The following is a 13,177-nucleotide window of genomic DNA, read 5'->3' on the forward strand; positions in this document are numbered from 1 at the left end:
GCGGCGGCGGCACAACCCTGCCGGGACGGCCTGACCTTCAGGCCCACGCCGGAGGCTTTGGCGGCGTCATGCTGCTTCTTGGTGATCTTGTCCTGTTCCAGCATGGCGTCCAGGACCTGGTTGCGCCGCTGGATGGAGTTCTTCGGATTGGTCACGGGATCGTAGACGCTGGGGCTGTTGACCAGCCCGGCCAGCAGGGCCGCCTGGGGCAGGGTGAGTTTGCTGGCCGGAACGCTGAAGAAGTACTGGGCGGCCGCCTCAATGCCATACGCGTTGCGGTTAAAGAAGACGATGTTGAGGTAACCCTCGAGGATCTGGTCCTTCGTGTATTTCTTTTCCAGCGCGATGGCGAGCCGCATCTCGCGCAGCTTGTCTCCCATGTTCTTCTGCCCGCTGAGAATCACCTGGTCTTCGCGCCCGGCGGAAATTTTGGATTCGTTGGCCACGTTGGTGACGTACTGCTGGGTGAGGGTAGACGCCCCCTGCCGCTCCCCGCCTGTCAGATTGCTGGTCAGCGCCCGCAGCAGGCCCCGGGCATCCACACCGCTGTGCTCGTAGAAACGGCTGTCCTCGATCGCGATGATCGCATCCTTGACGTACGGGGACATGTTCTTCAGCGGGATCCGCACCCGGTTTTCCTCATAGAAGCTGGCGATCAGCTTTCCATCCGCGGTCACCATCCTGGTGGTTTGCGCCGGCGTTTGCACCGCCAGTTCGGTTGGGAGACCGTTGAAGAAGCTGATGGACCTGCTGACGGTGGTGCCCGCGAGGGCGATCTGCGGAACGAGGTAGCCCGCGACGAGGACACCGCAGATGCTGCTCAGGAGGACGAACCCGAGCATCCTTGCCAGGAACCTGCCCATTCGGGATGACAGGCGATTTCTTGCCATCATTGCAGCTCACACCCCGTCAGATGTGAGACAAGAATACGCGCCCTGAGTCGTCCGATCCAGCCACAATCCACCGCCGACCGGCGCGCAGAGAACTCGCTCCCCAGCCCAGTGCGATCCTCCACATTTCACCACTGCCATTCGCGCTGTCGTCGGTTGTAAGATCAGTCACCATCAACGGTGGCCGGAATACCGGAACAGGCCTGCCTCGTCGATTCCCGTTGGTGTAGGGCCTGTGATGGGGTGCGGCCTGCACGGAAGAGGGATTGGCCATGAGCACCAAACTGCCCCAAGTGCGCGTTCTGGCTTACAACGGTGAAGACATTGGCATGGGATTCAATAGCGACAGCGGTCTCGCCATTGGCACTGCGCTTGATTTTGACGAACCGGTGCGGCAGTCGGGGCAAGAGGCGAAGGCAACCGCGGAAATCATCACGACGCATGAGTCGCTGATGGAATCACTGGGCGTATCGGCGGAGGCAGAGGGGAGATATGGCTTTGCATCGGCAGGCCTGAAAGTCGACTTTTCGAAAAATACTTCATACAACTCTGTGTCAACGTTCGTTGTGGCAAAAATGGTCGTAAACAACCAAGTTGTGCGGGGACGGAACTTCCGCATTAAGGAGGACGCGCGTCGACTGCTAATGGCAGATTCGGACGCGTTTTCCACGGCCTACGGAGACTCCTTCGTCCGGGGTCAGTTCAGGGGCGGTGACTTTTTCGCGGTGCTCCGGATCACATCGTTGGATACGGCGGTTCAAACTGATCTTGCAGTGACCTTGCAGGCGGAAATCAACGGTGCCGTCGCTGCAGCTTCCTTCACGGGAAAATATGACACCTATAAGAGTGAAGCCCATTCACGGGTGGAACTCCATGTGGTGTTCTACCAGAAGGGCGGCGAGGGGGAGGAAGAAATAGGGACGACGACGAGCGTTGACGACGTTAAGGACCGCCTCAAGTCACTGCCGTCCGCTGTTGCAAGGCATCCCTTTCCGTATGAGATCGAAGTGGCGACCTACGACACGGTGCCGGTACCCGTCCCCCCGAAAATTTGGCAAGACGCCTTCGTAGTGGCGACGGCCGATGCAGATCGTCAGAGACTGAGTTATCTCCAGAAGTACAACGACTTCACGTTTGCGGCGGAACACCCGGAATTCTTCGAAGATCCTCCTCCTGCCACCGAAATCCGCGCGGCCACGCAGGCTTACGCGCGCGCTGTCGACGCCGTGACCCGCCACGCCATCCGGCTCTCAAGGGGCGAAATCGACCCGCCCCAACTCTTCGACCCGGCTGGGGTTGATCCGCCACTGCAGTTTCCGGCCGTCGAGTTGCGGCGGCGGATCGGTGGAGTAGAACGCAGTTACGCCGACTGGTACGAGAGGAGGGACCAGCCCGGCATTCTTTCCGACGACCGAAAGCTGGTCAATCAGGTTGCCTGGGCTGTACACGACCGCATCGACAATCTTGAAGGGATTGTGGATCCAGGCGGCGACCCGCTGAAGACAGAACACATGCGCGGTGAGGCGCTTGCACAAGCCGTGAACGGCATGGAGAAGTTCCGTATCGAGTGGTATCCCGACAACATGGGTATCACATCCATCGCACACCTTCCAGCGATGATCGCAAAGGACCGCCTCACCGAATTAGTGATCACAGGCGACCATAACGAGGGCGCGCTAACGAGTTTGCAAGGCATAGAGCAGCTGGAAAAGCTTGAGCTGCTCAATGTTGCGGGGAACCGGATCGGACAGGTACTCGACCCCGCGCGACTGGCGTTTCTGCGTGAGCTCGATGTTTCAAACAACGAGATCAGGGATGTGTCAGCTTTCGGGCACTATCCCAGCCTCGAGGTGCTCAGTATCGGGGGCAATCGGATCGCGGATATATCCCCGCTGGCAGCAGCGACCAAACTGAGGACCCTGCAACTAAGCGACGTTAAAATCACGCTCTGGTCGGACGATAAACCCGTTGAACATATGATGGCCAAGACTGAATTTGGGGTATGGAGTGTCGAGACGCACGACAATCCGTTGCAAGTAATTACCGGACTGGATGCAGTACCCGGCATCGCGAATCCCTTCTTGAACTTCGATCAGTTCAACGTCCGCTTCGGCGTCCTAAAGGACGGCCCGGACGCGCAGTTCCGCGGACGCGCCGAACGGATCGGCCTTTCCGAGAAATTCGCCGTCCACCTGGCCCGCGACGGCGAACGCCTCGAAGACGAGTGGCGTCTACTCAGTGTCAGCCGAGAACCCTCTGGTCCTCTGGCGGCGGAAGCATTCCAAGCAGTTCAAACATTCCCACTCGGAGCGAAACTAATTACCCTGATCAGCCCGGCCGCGAATTTCCTGATTTGGACGGCTGCACTTGAAGGAAACGCAGCGTCCACCCAGGCCAATGCCACGTTCCTGAAGGACTCCAGCTTCATCACGTGTGACGTGGAGCCATAGCCCTTGCATGGGACGTTCCTAGGCGAAACGTGTAAGGGCGTCGGAGAGCGGCGCGGACTACCGGCGTCCTCAGGGCGCCGGGGCCTATCAACGGTCGTCGGCGTCGAGCCACGCCAGGGCTGCTGTGACGAGCGCTTCGGTTCCGGTCCGCAGGGTTGGCTGGAGGACGGGCAGGAACATTGGCGAATGATTGGCCGGAATGTCTTCCTGGACCCGCCCGGCCAGCTCGGCGGCATGCCAGGCCTCCGGGTCCGTTCCGCCGATACCCCAGTAGGTGTAGGGGATGCGAGCGGCCCGGGGAATATCGCTGAAGTCTTCGCTGGCGGTCTGCAGGTCCAAGCCTCCGGCGCGGTCTCCAAAATAGTTGCTGAACGCCCCTGCGACGCGCGCGGTTGTTTCCTTGTCGTTGGCCGTAAGCGGGAACCTGTCGAAGATCTCGAACTCCGGTTCCTTCGGGCAACCGCTGGCTTGGCACTCGGCCTGGACGGTGCGGCGGATCGAGGCGAGAATGCGCTGCCGGACCGAATCGGTGTAGGTGCGAAGATTCAGTTCCAGGACCGCCTCGTCGGCAATGATGTTGCTTTTGGTGCCGGCCCGAAGGCTTCCGACTGTGAGGACGGCCGGTTCGGTCGGCGGGGTCTCCCGGGAAATGATCGGCTGGAGCCGGACGACGATCATGGCGGCCAGGACGACGGGGTCAACGGTGTTTTGCGGCATCGAGCCATGCCCGCCGCGGCCGTGGACCGTGATGCGGACGCTGTCCGCGCTGGACAGGACAGCCCCAGGCCGGGTGGCGACGCGGCCCGAGGGACCGGGCAGCACATGCTGGGCGAGGGCGACCTCCGGTGCCGGAATGCGGGCGAGAAGACCGTCGTCGATCATGGCCCGGGCGCCGTCGCCGGTTTCCTCGGCCGGCTGGAACAGCGCCACGAGCGTGCCTTTCCATAACTCCTGGTGCCCGGCGAACAACTGCGAGGCGCCCAGCAGGCATGCGACGTGGATATCGTGCCCGCAGGCGTGCATGACCGGCACCTGTTCTCCTGCCTGGTCCACCGCCGTGACAGTGCTCGCGTAGTCGGCGCCGGTCCCTTCCTTCAGGGGCAGCGCGTCCATGTCGGCGCGAAGCAGGACGGTAGGCCCACTCCCGTTGTGCAGCACTGCCGCAACTCCGGTTTTGCCGATCCCGGTCTCAACCTCGAAACCGTAAGAGGTCATGCAGCGCGCGACGTTTGCAGCGGTCCGGTGTTCCTGATGGGAGAGCTCCGGGTTCCGGTGGAGGTCTTGGTAGAAATCCTCCTGTTCGAGAAGGATTGAATCGTAGTGCTGCAGTATCTGCGCGGCCGCACCCATCTGGACTGTCCTTTCGTCCGGTTCCGGTGACCTGCCCGGTGCGGTCCCACGATACGCCGGCGGCTCCCGGGCTGAAAGAGCAGCTCTCGGCGCTGGGCGACAGTTGGCAGCTCTCACCCTCGGTACATCATTGCGAGGGCGTCCCTGGCCGGCCCCTTTAACTTCCACGGGTCCATCGCATCGTGCGGCAGCGCCGCCGTCGTGGCCGACCAAACAGCAGACCAGAACTCTTCTTCCGCGGAGCCTGTGTTCGGGGGGCGACGGATGAACCAGTCGTAGCCGCGGGGCCTCGGTGGCAGCCCGGCATCGGCCACATAAGCGTCGATGTCGTCGTCTATTGATTCCAGCTCAGCGTCTGTAAGCAACGACGGCGACCGGTGTTCGGTGCCGTCGGGGTAATGAGTGACGACCACTGTCTGACGGTCCCGGGGCGCAGCCGGAACTCGCACGAAGTTGCCCGGTCCTGCGGCCCAGACGACCAAGGCACCCCACCCGTTGTCGGTGGCGGGAATCCATCCCGCTGGCGCTTCGGAAAACTCCAAGGACTCCCACGGGTCGTTGCTCATGACCGCCATTCTCCACCGCTCCTGCGATTCTTGAAACGGAATCAGAGCCCGAACCCGAACGGAAAGGTATTGATTCTCGCGGCGGCCACCGTGTGCAAGGCCCTGGATCCCAGCCCCCCCAGATAGCTGGGGGACACACCGAGTCACAGTGCCGTCTTTGTTCACCCTTGAACAGGTGTGAGCTGCGGCCCAGCTCCCGATTGGCGCTGGTTAGAAGCGTCGTGTGCGCGCAAGCCGGGCCATACGCCCCGCAAACATGGTCCGTGTGGGTGGAGGCAACAAAAAAACCCCTGGAATCCTTGGATTCCAGGGGTTTTCCCTTGTGCGCGGAGGGGGACTTGAACCCCCACCCCCTTTCGAGGACTAGCACCTCAAGCTAGCGCGTCTGCCATTCCGCCACCCGCGCAGGTGGTAATTCGGAGGTTCCGACTCGCCTTTCGGCGTTTCGCTTCTCTCCGAAGCAGCGAGAAAAACTCTAACACGAACTTTGCGGAAAGATGGAATCGGGCCGAGTGGGTAGGCTGAACGTACGCGTGCCGGCGGCATAAACCCCGCCATTGCGCGCCGAAACCGCATTCGCTATGCAATAGGAGTGATCAATGTCTCACATCCGGCCCGAGGATGAAGTCGTCAACATCTGCCAGGAGCTCATCCGTATCGATACGTCCAACTTCGGGGACGGTTCCGGGCCGGGCGAACGCGCAGCAGCCGAGTACACGGCGGGGTTGATCTCGGAAGTGGGACTCGACGTCGAAATCTTCGAATCCGAGCCGGGCCGGGCCAACGTGGTCACCCGTCTGGCAGGGGAGGACCCGTCCGCAAGCGCCCTCGTGGTGCACGGTCACCTGGACGTCGTGCCGGCCCTGAAGGAGCAGTGGTCCGTGGATCCGTTCGGCGGCGAACTCAAGGACGGGCTGATTTGGGGCCGTGGCGCCGTGGACATGAAGGACATGGACGCGATGATCCTGTCCGTCATGCGGGACTTCGCGCGCACCGGGCGCAAGCCGAAACGGGACCTGATCTTCGCCTTCTTCGCGGACGAGGAGGCGGGCGGCACTTACGGCGCGCGGCATGCCGTCGAAAAACGCCCCGAGCTTTTCGAGGGTGCAACGGAAGCGATCTCCGAGGTCGGCGGTTTCTCCGCAACCATCGGCGGGCAGCGCACCTACCTGCTGCAGACCGCTGAGAAAGGACTTTCCTGGCTGCGGCTGGTTGCCCACGGCCGCGCCGGCCACGGGTCCCAGATCAACACGGACAACGCCGTGACGCGGCTGGCCAGCGCCGTTTCGCGGATCGGTGAGCACAAGTGGCCGGTTGAACTGACGCCCACCACCAGGCAGTTCCTCGACGGCGTGACGGAACTCACCGGCGTCGAATTCGATCCTGACGATCCGGACAAGCTCCTCAAGGAGCTGGGAACCGTTGCCCGCTTCGTGGGAGCCACCCTGCAGAACACCACCAACCCCACCCAGCTCAGGGGCGGCTACAAGCACAACGTCATTCCCGAGTCCGCCGAGGCGCTGGTTGATTGCAGGACGCTTCCGGGCCAGGAGGAGCAGGTGTTGGAGATGGTCCGCGAATTGGCCGGATCCGGTGTGGAGGTCAGTTACGTGCACAACGATGTGTCGCTGGAGGTGCCGTTCTCCGGCAACCTTGTGGATTCCATGATCGACGCCCTGCACTCCGAAGACCCTGGCGCGAAGGTCCTGCCGTACACGCTCTCGGGCGGCACCGACAACAAGTCGCTTAGCCGGTTGGGGATCACTGGATATGGCTTCGCCCCGCTGCTGCTCCCGGACGACCTGGATTTTACGGGCATGTTCCACGGCGTGGACGAACGGGTCCCGGTGGATTCGCTCAAATTCGGCGCACGGGTCCTGAACACGCTGCTCACCAGCTACTGAGGATTCGCATGGGTCCCGAACAGCTGCTGCCGGACTCCCTGCTTGAACGGATCCGGGGGAGGGCGGCAGGCTATGACGAAAGGAATGAGTTCTTCTTCGAAGATCTCGAGGAACTCACTGCCGCCGGCTACCTGAAGGTTTTCGTTCCGGCTTCCGACGGCGGACCCGGGTTTGGTCTCGAAGCCGTCGCGGGCTGCCAGCGGCGGCTGGCGACGGCGGCCCCCGCCACCGCGCTGGCCGTGAACATGCATTTGGTCTGGACCGGAGTGGCCAGGGTCCTGGCGGACCGCGGTGACACCTCGCTGGACTTTGTGCTGAAGGAAGCTGCCGCCGGCGAGATTTTCGCCTTTGGAAACTCCGAAGCCGGCAACGACTCCGTCCTCTTTGACTCCCTCACGGAGGCGAAGCCGCTCACTGGCGGCAGCTATTCGTTCACGGGAACCAAGATCTTCACTAGCCTCTCGCCGGCCTGGACCCGGCTGGGAATCTTCGGCAAGGACACCTCTGCACGGAGCGGCGATGGCGAGCTGGTGCACGGATTCATTGACCGCACTGCCTCCGGTTATGAGATCCTCGACGACTGGAACACCTTGGGGATGCGCGCCAGCCAGTCCAATACGACCATATTGCGCGGTGCCACGGTGCCGGCAGACCGTATCTTCAGGAAGCTGCCGGTGGGGCCGAATGCGGATCCGCTGATCTTTGCCATTTTCGCGTGCTTTGAAACGCTCCTTGGCGCGGTGTACACAGGCATCGGCGAGCGGGCCCTGATCCTGGGCGTCGAGGCGGCCAGGCGCCGGACGTCGTTCAAGAATGGCGGCCGGAGCTACGCCCAGGACCCCGACATCCGGTGGAAGGTCGCTGAAGCAGCCATGGCAATGGACGCGCTCTATCCTCAACTTGCACAGGTGGCCAGGGACGTGGATCAGCTGGTGGATCACGGAAGCCAGTGGTTCCCGAAGCTCGTGGGGCTCAAGGTCCGCGCAACGGAGACCGCCCGGACGGTCGTGGATCTGGCGATCCGGGTCTCGGGCGGCTCAAGCTACTTCAGGGGAACGGAGCTCGAACGGCTCTACCGCGACGTCCTGGCCGGAATGTTCCATCCGTCGGACGACGAGTCGGCGCACAACACCGTTGCCAACGCCTGGCTGGGCCCGCTCGAGGAGTAGGGAGTTCGGGGCGCAGTGAAACTGCGCCCCGGCCGGGAGCGTGCCGGACCTAAACAGTCCTCTGAACCTGCGTGACGCGGCGGCGCAGCCAGAAGCGGCGGCCACCGCCCACATAGAGTCGGCTCCGCTCCAGTTCCCACTTGCCGTATTCGGAGTGTTCCACCAGACGCCGGCGCGCTTCGGGCAGTGAATCGTCAGGACTGAGCGTCAGTACCAGGTACTCGTACTGCCTCACGTAGTCCCGTTCCCGCAGGACCGAGCTGGTCAGAAAATGTTCCTTCATTGCTCTCCATTTTCGTCCTTTTCCCGCTAACGTGAAGTCATGAGCATCGATCCGCGTGTCGCGCTTCAGTCCCTGACCTCCGCCTTGGAAGAACATATGGTTGCAGCTTCAACGCGAAGGGGGGATGGCGACCCTGCGGTGGAAGCGGCATTTTTTGCAGTTGCTGATGCCTTTGAAGTCTACGAGGACGCGCTGTACGAGGCCTACAACGAAGTCACGCCGCTCCAGGTTTTCGACGACGAGGAAGACGAAGACGAAGACAGCGAAGTGGACGATGACGAGGATCTGGAGATCGTCGACGAGTGAATCGGTGGGGGAGGGGACCCCGGCCTCGCCGGACCAACTGATCAAGACGGAACTGCTGATCTAGACGGAACTGCTTGAGACGTCCTCGAGTGCGCGGGCAATTTCCGCCGGCAGGGGCGTTAACTGCGAATCCAGGATCTCTTTAAGCTGCACGGGCGTTCGGGGTCCCACGACCGCGGTGGCCACACCGTGCTGTGAAAGCAGCCAGCTCAACGCCACATCCAACGGGGACCGGCCCAGTCCGCGCGCCGCCATGGCAACCGCCTCGACAACCTGCGCCGCAGGCTGCTCCAAATAGGGTTCCACGTACGTGGCAAGGCGGGTTCCGGCAGCCCGCGAGTCGGCTGGAACATGCCCGCGATATTTGCCGGTGAGGACACCGCGGCCAAGGGGAGCCCACGCCATGAGTCCCAGCCCTGCATCCTCGACGGCTGGGATGATCTCCTCCTCGGGCTTGCGGCGGAGGAGCGAGTATTCCGACTGGCCGGCCACGAGCGGGAATCCGGCGACGGCAGCAGCCTTCGCTGTCTGCCAGCCGTTGTAGTTGGAGATCCCGGCGTAGCGTGCGCGTCCGCTGCGGACCGCAAACTCAAGGGCAGAGAGGGTCTCGTCCAGGGGAACATTGTGGTCCCACGCCTGGGCGAACCAGATGTCGACATAGTCGGTCCCCAGCCGGACGAGGCTCGCGTCCAGGGCGGACAGCATCGCGTTCCGCGAGGCGTCCACTTTCTGCCGTCCGTCCGACGCCGATAGTCCCGCTTTGGTGGAGATCACCACTTCCGTGCGGGAGACGACGTCGCCGAGCATTTCCCCCAGCATGGCCTCTGCCTGACCGTCGGCGTATGAAGCCGCCGTGTCCACCAACGTGCCGCCGCCGTCCACGAACGTCCGCAACAGTTCGGAAGCGTCCTGCTCATCAGTTTCACGGGACCATGACATGGTGCCGAGGGACAGGGCGGAGGCACGAAGCCCACTATTGCCGACGTAACGCTGCTGCATAGCAGCAAGCTTACGGGGAAACCACCGGTGTCATGACGTAGGGTCTTAGCGTGAACTGGTTTGAAGCGGCCCTGCTGGGTCTTGTGCAGGGACTGACCGAATTCCTCCCGATTTCATCGAGCGCCCACCTCAAAATTGTGGGCTCCTTTCTGCCAAATGCGGCGGACCCCGGCGCCGCCTTCACGGCGATCACACAGCTGGGTACCGAAACCGCCGTGATTGTCTACTTCTGGCGGGACATCGTCCGCATCGTCAAGGCCTGGTTCGGCTCGCTAAGGGGACGGGTCTCGCGCCAGGACCCCGACGCCCGAATGGGCTGGCTTGTGATCCTGGGCAGCCTGCCCATCATTGTCCTGGGCCTCCTGTTCCAGGACCAGATCGAATCAGTCCTTCGCAGCCTGTGGATCGTGGCCACCACACTGATCGTCTTCGGCCTGATCCTCGCCGTGGCAGACGCCATCGGCAAGCAGGACCGGGACCTGACCGGACTGACGTACCGGCACGGCATTCTCTATGGTCTCGCCCAGGCCATGGCCCTTATCCCGGGGGTGTCCCGCTCCGGAGGCACCATCACTGCGGGTCTCCTGATGGGTTACACCCGGGAAGCCGCCGCCAGATACTCATTCCTGTTGGCCATTCCGGCGGTCTTCGGCAGCGGCCTCTACCAGCTTTTCAAAGTCGTGGCCAAGGACGGGGTGAGCGGGCCGTTCGGTCTGCCCGAGACAGCCCTGGCCACGGTCATTGCCTTCGTTGTGGGATACGTCATCATCGGCTGGTTCCTGAAGTTCATTTCAACCCGCAGCTACCGGCTCTTTGTCTGGTACCGGATCTTCCTGGGCCTGGCCCTCTACCTGCTGCTCGGTTTCAATGTCATCAGCGCCTAGCACTAGGCTTGGGCTGTGAAGTCCTGGATATCCCGCCCCGTTCCTGAGCTGCCGGGCAAAATGCCTGCCCTCCGCCTGTTTGACACAGCCGCGGGCGGGTTCGTCACCCTCCAGGCCAACGGTGAGCAGTCAATGTACGTCTGCGGAATCACCCCGTATGACGCCACCCATATGGGGCACGCAGCCAGCTACGTCGCTTTTGACCTGCTGAACCGCGCCTGGCGGGACGGCGGGCAGCAGGTGTCCTACGTCCAGAACGTCACGGATGTGGACGACCCCCTGCTGGAACGCGCGGCCGCCACCGGCGTCGACTGGCGCGAGCTGGCGGCCAGCCAAATCGAGCTCTTCCAGACTGACATGGAAGCCCTCAACGTCCTGGCACCCGACCACTACGTGGGTGCTGTCGAAGCCATGCCGCTGATCGTCCCGGCCATCGAGCGGCTCCTGCACCTGGGCCTGGCCTACCGCGTCAAAAGCACACCCGGTGAGCCCGACGGGGACGTCTACTATGACGTCGAGGCCGCCGGCAAGCACGCCGTCGACGTCGGCGCCTGGACACTCGGAGCCGTCTCCGGCCTGCCTGAGTCTGAAATGCTTGAACTGTTCGCCGAACGCGGCGGAGATCCCGGGCGCGCCGGCAAACGCCAGGCGCTTGACCCGCTGCTATGGCGGGTGGCCCGTGACGGCGAGCCCAGCTGGGCCGGCGGCGAGCTTGGCCAAGGACGCCCCGGCTGGCATATCGAATGCACAGTCATTGCCCAGGAGTACCTGCCGGCACCCTTCACGGTGCAGGGCGGCGGCTCCGACCTCGTCTTCCCGCACCACGAAATGGGGGCAGGCCACGCCTATTCGCTCTCGGGCGTGCCCTTGGCGAAGCATTTTGCCCATGCCGGGATGGTGGGGCTGGACGGCGAAAAAATGAGCAAATCCAAGGGCAACCTTGTCCTGGTGTCCAAGATGCGGGCCGCGGGGGAGGAACCTGCCGCCATCCGGCTGGCCATCCTTGCCCACCACTACCGCTCAGACTGGTCCTGGACCGAGGATGGCTTCTCGGATGCCAAGGAACGGCTTGAACGCTGGCGCACAGCGCTGGCCGTGGCACCGGACGGCTCGGCCGCGACTCTTCTGGAGGAAATGCGTGCGGCACTGGCCGCCGACCTTGACGCTCCCACGGCGCTGGCCGCGGTCGACCGCTGGGCCGAACGGGCGCTGGCCGGCGGCGTGAACAGGTCCGCGGCCGACCGCGCCCTAGTGAGCGACGCCGTCGACGCGCTGCTCGGCATCGAACTGTAAAAATCTGCCCGTAGCGGCGGGCTTTACGGCTTGTCCTTGCCCCTCCTTTTCAGGTAGCGCTCGAACTCCCTGGCGATGGACTCACCGCTGGCCTCGGGAAGGTCGGCGGTGTCCTTGGCCTCTTCAAGCTGCCTCACGTAGGCGGCGATTTCCGGGTCGTCCGTTGCCAATTCGTTGACGCCGCGTTCCCAGGCGTCGGACTCCTCGGCCAGCTCGTGGGTGTCCAGCGGAACCTGCAGCAGTTCCTCGACGCGGTGCAGCAGGGCCAACTGCGCCTTGGGCGAGGGCGCCTGGGCCACGTAATGCGGTACGGCCGCCCACAGAGACACCGTGGGAATTCCCGCGAGCAATGCCACCTCGGACAGCACCCCCACGATGCCCACCGGCCCCTCGTACTGGGAGGCCTCCAGGTTCAGCCGTTCGCGCAAGGCAGCGTCGTCGGTCGAAGTACTGACCGGGATAGGACGGCTGTGCGGCACGTCCGCCAGCAGGGCACCCACCAGCACCACGTAGTCCACGTGGAGGGCCTCGGCGTGGACCAGCAGCTCGGCCGTGTAGGCACGCCACTTATAGGACGGCTCGGTTCCCTGGACGAAAATCACGTCAACATTGGTTTCGGGTGCACTGGCCTTGTAAATGCGCGTGGACGGCCACTTGATCTTGCGTTCCCCGGAGGCCGTTCGCCGTACTGTGGGCCTGGTGAACTGGAAGTCGTAATATTCGTCGGCGTCAATGGAACCGACCTTTTTCCCGGCCCACAGCTTGTTGAGATATCGCAATGCGTCGCTGGCCGCTTCCCCGGCGTCATTCCAGCCTTCGAAGGCGGCAAGCATCACTGTAATGCGCTGTCCCTCCGGAACTGGCTGCAGCAGCTGCTCCGGCTCGGGCGCTGTACCCGGTTCGGTGGTATCTCCGTCGAAGCTATTCATCCCTTCACCCTACTTCCAAGACTGTTCCCGATGCAGTGAATGAACCGCCCACATCCGGTCCGGACCGGGGAATAAGGCCGGCCGCCCTGCCACATTCCCGCAATATTCGCCGAGGGCGTAGGCGCCACCGCTTGGAAGGGCGCTGCCACATGGG

Annotated in this window: 12 protein-coding genes and 1 tRNA gene; 6 read left to right on the forward strand and 7 right to left on the reverse strand. The window is 63.1% G+C overall.

The features are described 5' to 3' along the window. A partial coding sequence (locus AC1D14_RS15365; RefSeq protein ID WP_476968732.1) for a transglycosylase domain-containing protein occupies positions 1-890 on the reverse strand: 890 nt, incomplete at its 3' end. Positions 891-1,162: 272 nt separating this feature from the next. Between AC1D14_RS15365 and AC1D14_RS15370 the strand changes: the two genes are divergently transcribed. Next, positions 1,163-3,340 carry a leucine-rich repeat domain-containing protein gene (locus AC1D14_RS15370; RefSeq protein WP_476968733.1) on the forward strand — a complete coding sequence of 726 codons (2,178 nt, stop codon included), beginning with the start codon at positions 1,163-1,165 and terminating at the stop codon, positions 3,338-3,340. An 87-nt stretch (positions 3,341-3,427) separates the two neighbouring features. Here AC1D14_RS15370 and AC1D14_RS15375 read toward each other — a convergent pair whose 3' ends face one another. The 3 genes from AC1D14_RS15375 to AC1D14_RS15385 form a co-directional block, all read right to left on the reverse strand. After that, entirely contained in the window at positions 3,428-4,690 is a 1,263-nt protein-coding gene (locus AC1D14_RS15375) for an amidohydrolase (protein WP_230119504.1), read from the reverse strand. Between the two features lie 113 nt (positions 4,691-4,803). Continuing rightward, positions 4,804-5,256 carry a DUF5956 family protein gene (locus AC1D14_RS15380; RefSeq protein WP_230119503.1) on the reverse strand — a complete coding sequence of 151 codons (453 nt, stop codon included), beginning with the start codon at positions 5,254-5,256 and terminating at the stop codon, positions 4,804-4,806. A 323-nt stretch (positions 5,257-5,579) separates the two neighbouring features. Further along, positions 5,580-5,662 (reverse strand) — tRNA-Leu (locus AC1D14_RS15385). A 193-nt stretch (positions 5,663-5,855) separates the two neighbouring features. Here AC1D14_RS15385 and AC1D14_RS15390 point away from each other — a divergent pair. Together AC1D14_RS15390 and AC1D14_RS15395 are read left to right on the forward strand one after the other, a co-directional pair. Then, positions 5,856-7,160: a M20/M25/M40 family metallo-hydrolase gene (locus AC1D14_RS15390; RefSeq protein ID WP_230121069.1), complete on the forward strand. Its 1,305-nt coding sequence runs from the start codon at positions 5,856-5,858 to the stop codon at positions 7,158-7,160. Between the two features lie 8 nt (positions 7,161-7,168). Then, positions 7,169-8,329, forward strand: coding sequence for an acyl-CoA dehydrogenase family protein (locus tag AC1D14_RS15395; protein WP_230121071.1), 1,161 nt, complete (start codon positions 7,169-7,171; stop codon positions 8,327-8,329). A 49-nt stretch (positions 8,330-8,378) separates the two neighbouring features. On the opposite strand, the gene AC1D14_RS15400 is transcribed toward AC1D14_RS15395, so the two are convergent. Continuing rightward, positions 8,379-8,612: a DUF5703 family protein gene (locus AC1D14_RS15400; protein WP_230121073.1), complete on the reverse strand. Its 234-nt coding sequence runs from the start codon at positions 8,610-8,612 to the stop codon at positions 8,379-8,381. 39 nt (positions 8,613-8,651) lie between these two features. Between AC1D14_RS15400 and AC1D14_RS15405 the strand changes: the two genes are divergently transcribed. Further along, positions 8,652-8,918, forward strand: a complete 267-nt coding sequence (locus tag AC1D14_RS15405) for a hypothetical protein (protein WP_230121075.1) — start codon at positions 8,652-8,654, stop codon at positions 8,916-8,918. Between the two features lie 60 nt (positions 8,919-8,978). On the opposite strand, the gene AC1D14_RS15410 is transcribed toward AC1D14_RS15405, so the two are convergent. Continuing rightward, complete coding sequence (locus AC1D14_RS15410) at positions 8,979-9,917, reverse strand: aldo/keto reductase (protein ID WP_230121077.1); 939 nt, start codon at positions 9,915-9,917, stop codon at positions 8,979-8,981. Positions 9,918-9,967: 50 nt separating this feature from the next. Here AC1D14_RS15410 and AC1D14_RS15415 point away from each other — a divergent pair, with 50 nt between their 5' ends. Together AC1D14_RS15415 and mshC are read left to right on the forward strand one after the other, a co-directional pair. After that, positions 9,968-10,801, forward strand: coding sequence for an undecaprenyl-diphosphate phosphatase (locus AC1D14_RS15415; RefSeq protein WP_230121079.1), 834 nt, complete (start codon positions 9,968-9,970; stop codon positions 10,799-10,801). Between the two features lie 15 nt (positions 10,802-10,816). After that, the gene (gene mshC, locus AC1D14_RS15420; RefSeq protein ID WP_230121081.1) at positions 10,817-12,094 is read left to right on the forward strand and encodes a cysteine--1-D-myo-inosityl 2-amino-2-deoxy-alpha-D-glucopyranoside ligase; all 1,278 of its coding nucleotides are present in this window, start codon (positions 10,817-10,819) and stop codon (positions 12,092-12,094) included. Positions 12,095-12,117: 23 nt separating this feature from the next. Here mshC and AC1D14_RS15425 read toward each other — a convergent pair whose 3' ends face one another. Then, positions 12,118-13,023, reverse strand: coding sequence for a PAC2 family protein (locus AC1D14_RS15425; protein ID WP_230121082.1), 906 nt, complete (start codon positions 13,021-13,023; stop codon positions 12,118-12,120). Between the last annotated feature and the right edge of the window lie 154 nt (positions 13,024-13,177).

This window comes from Arthrobacter sp. P1_B11 (assembly GCF_056406715.1).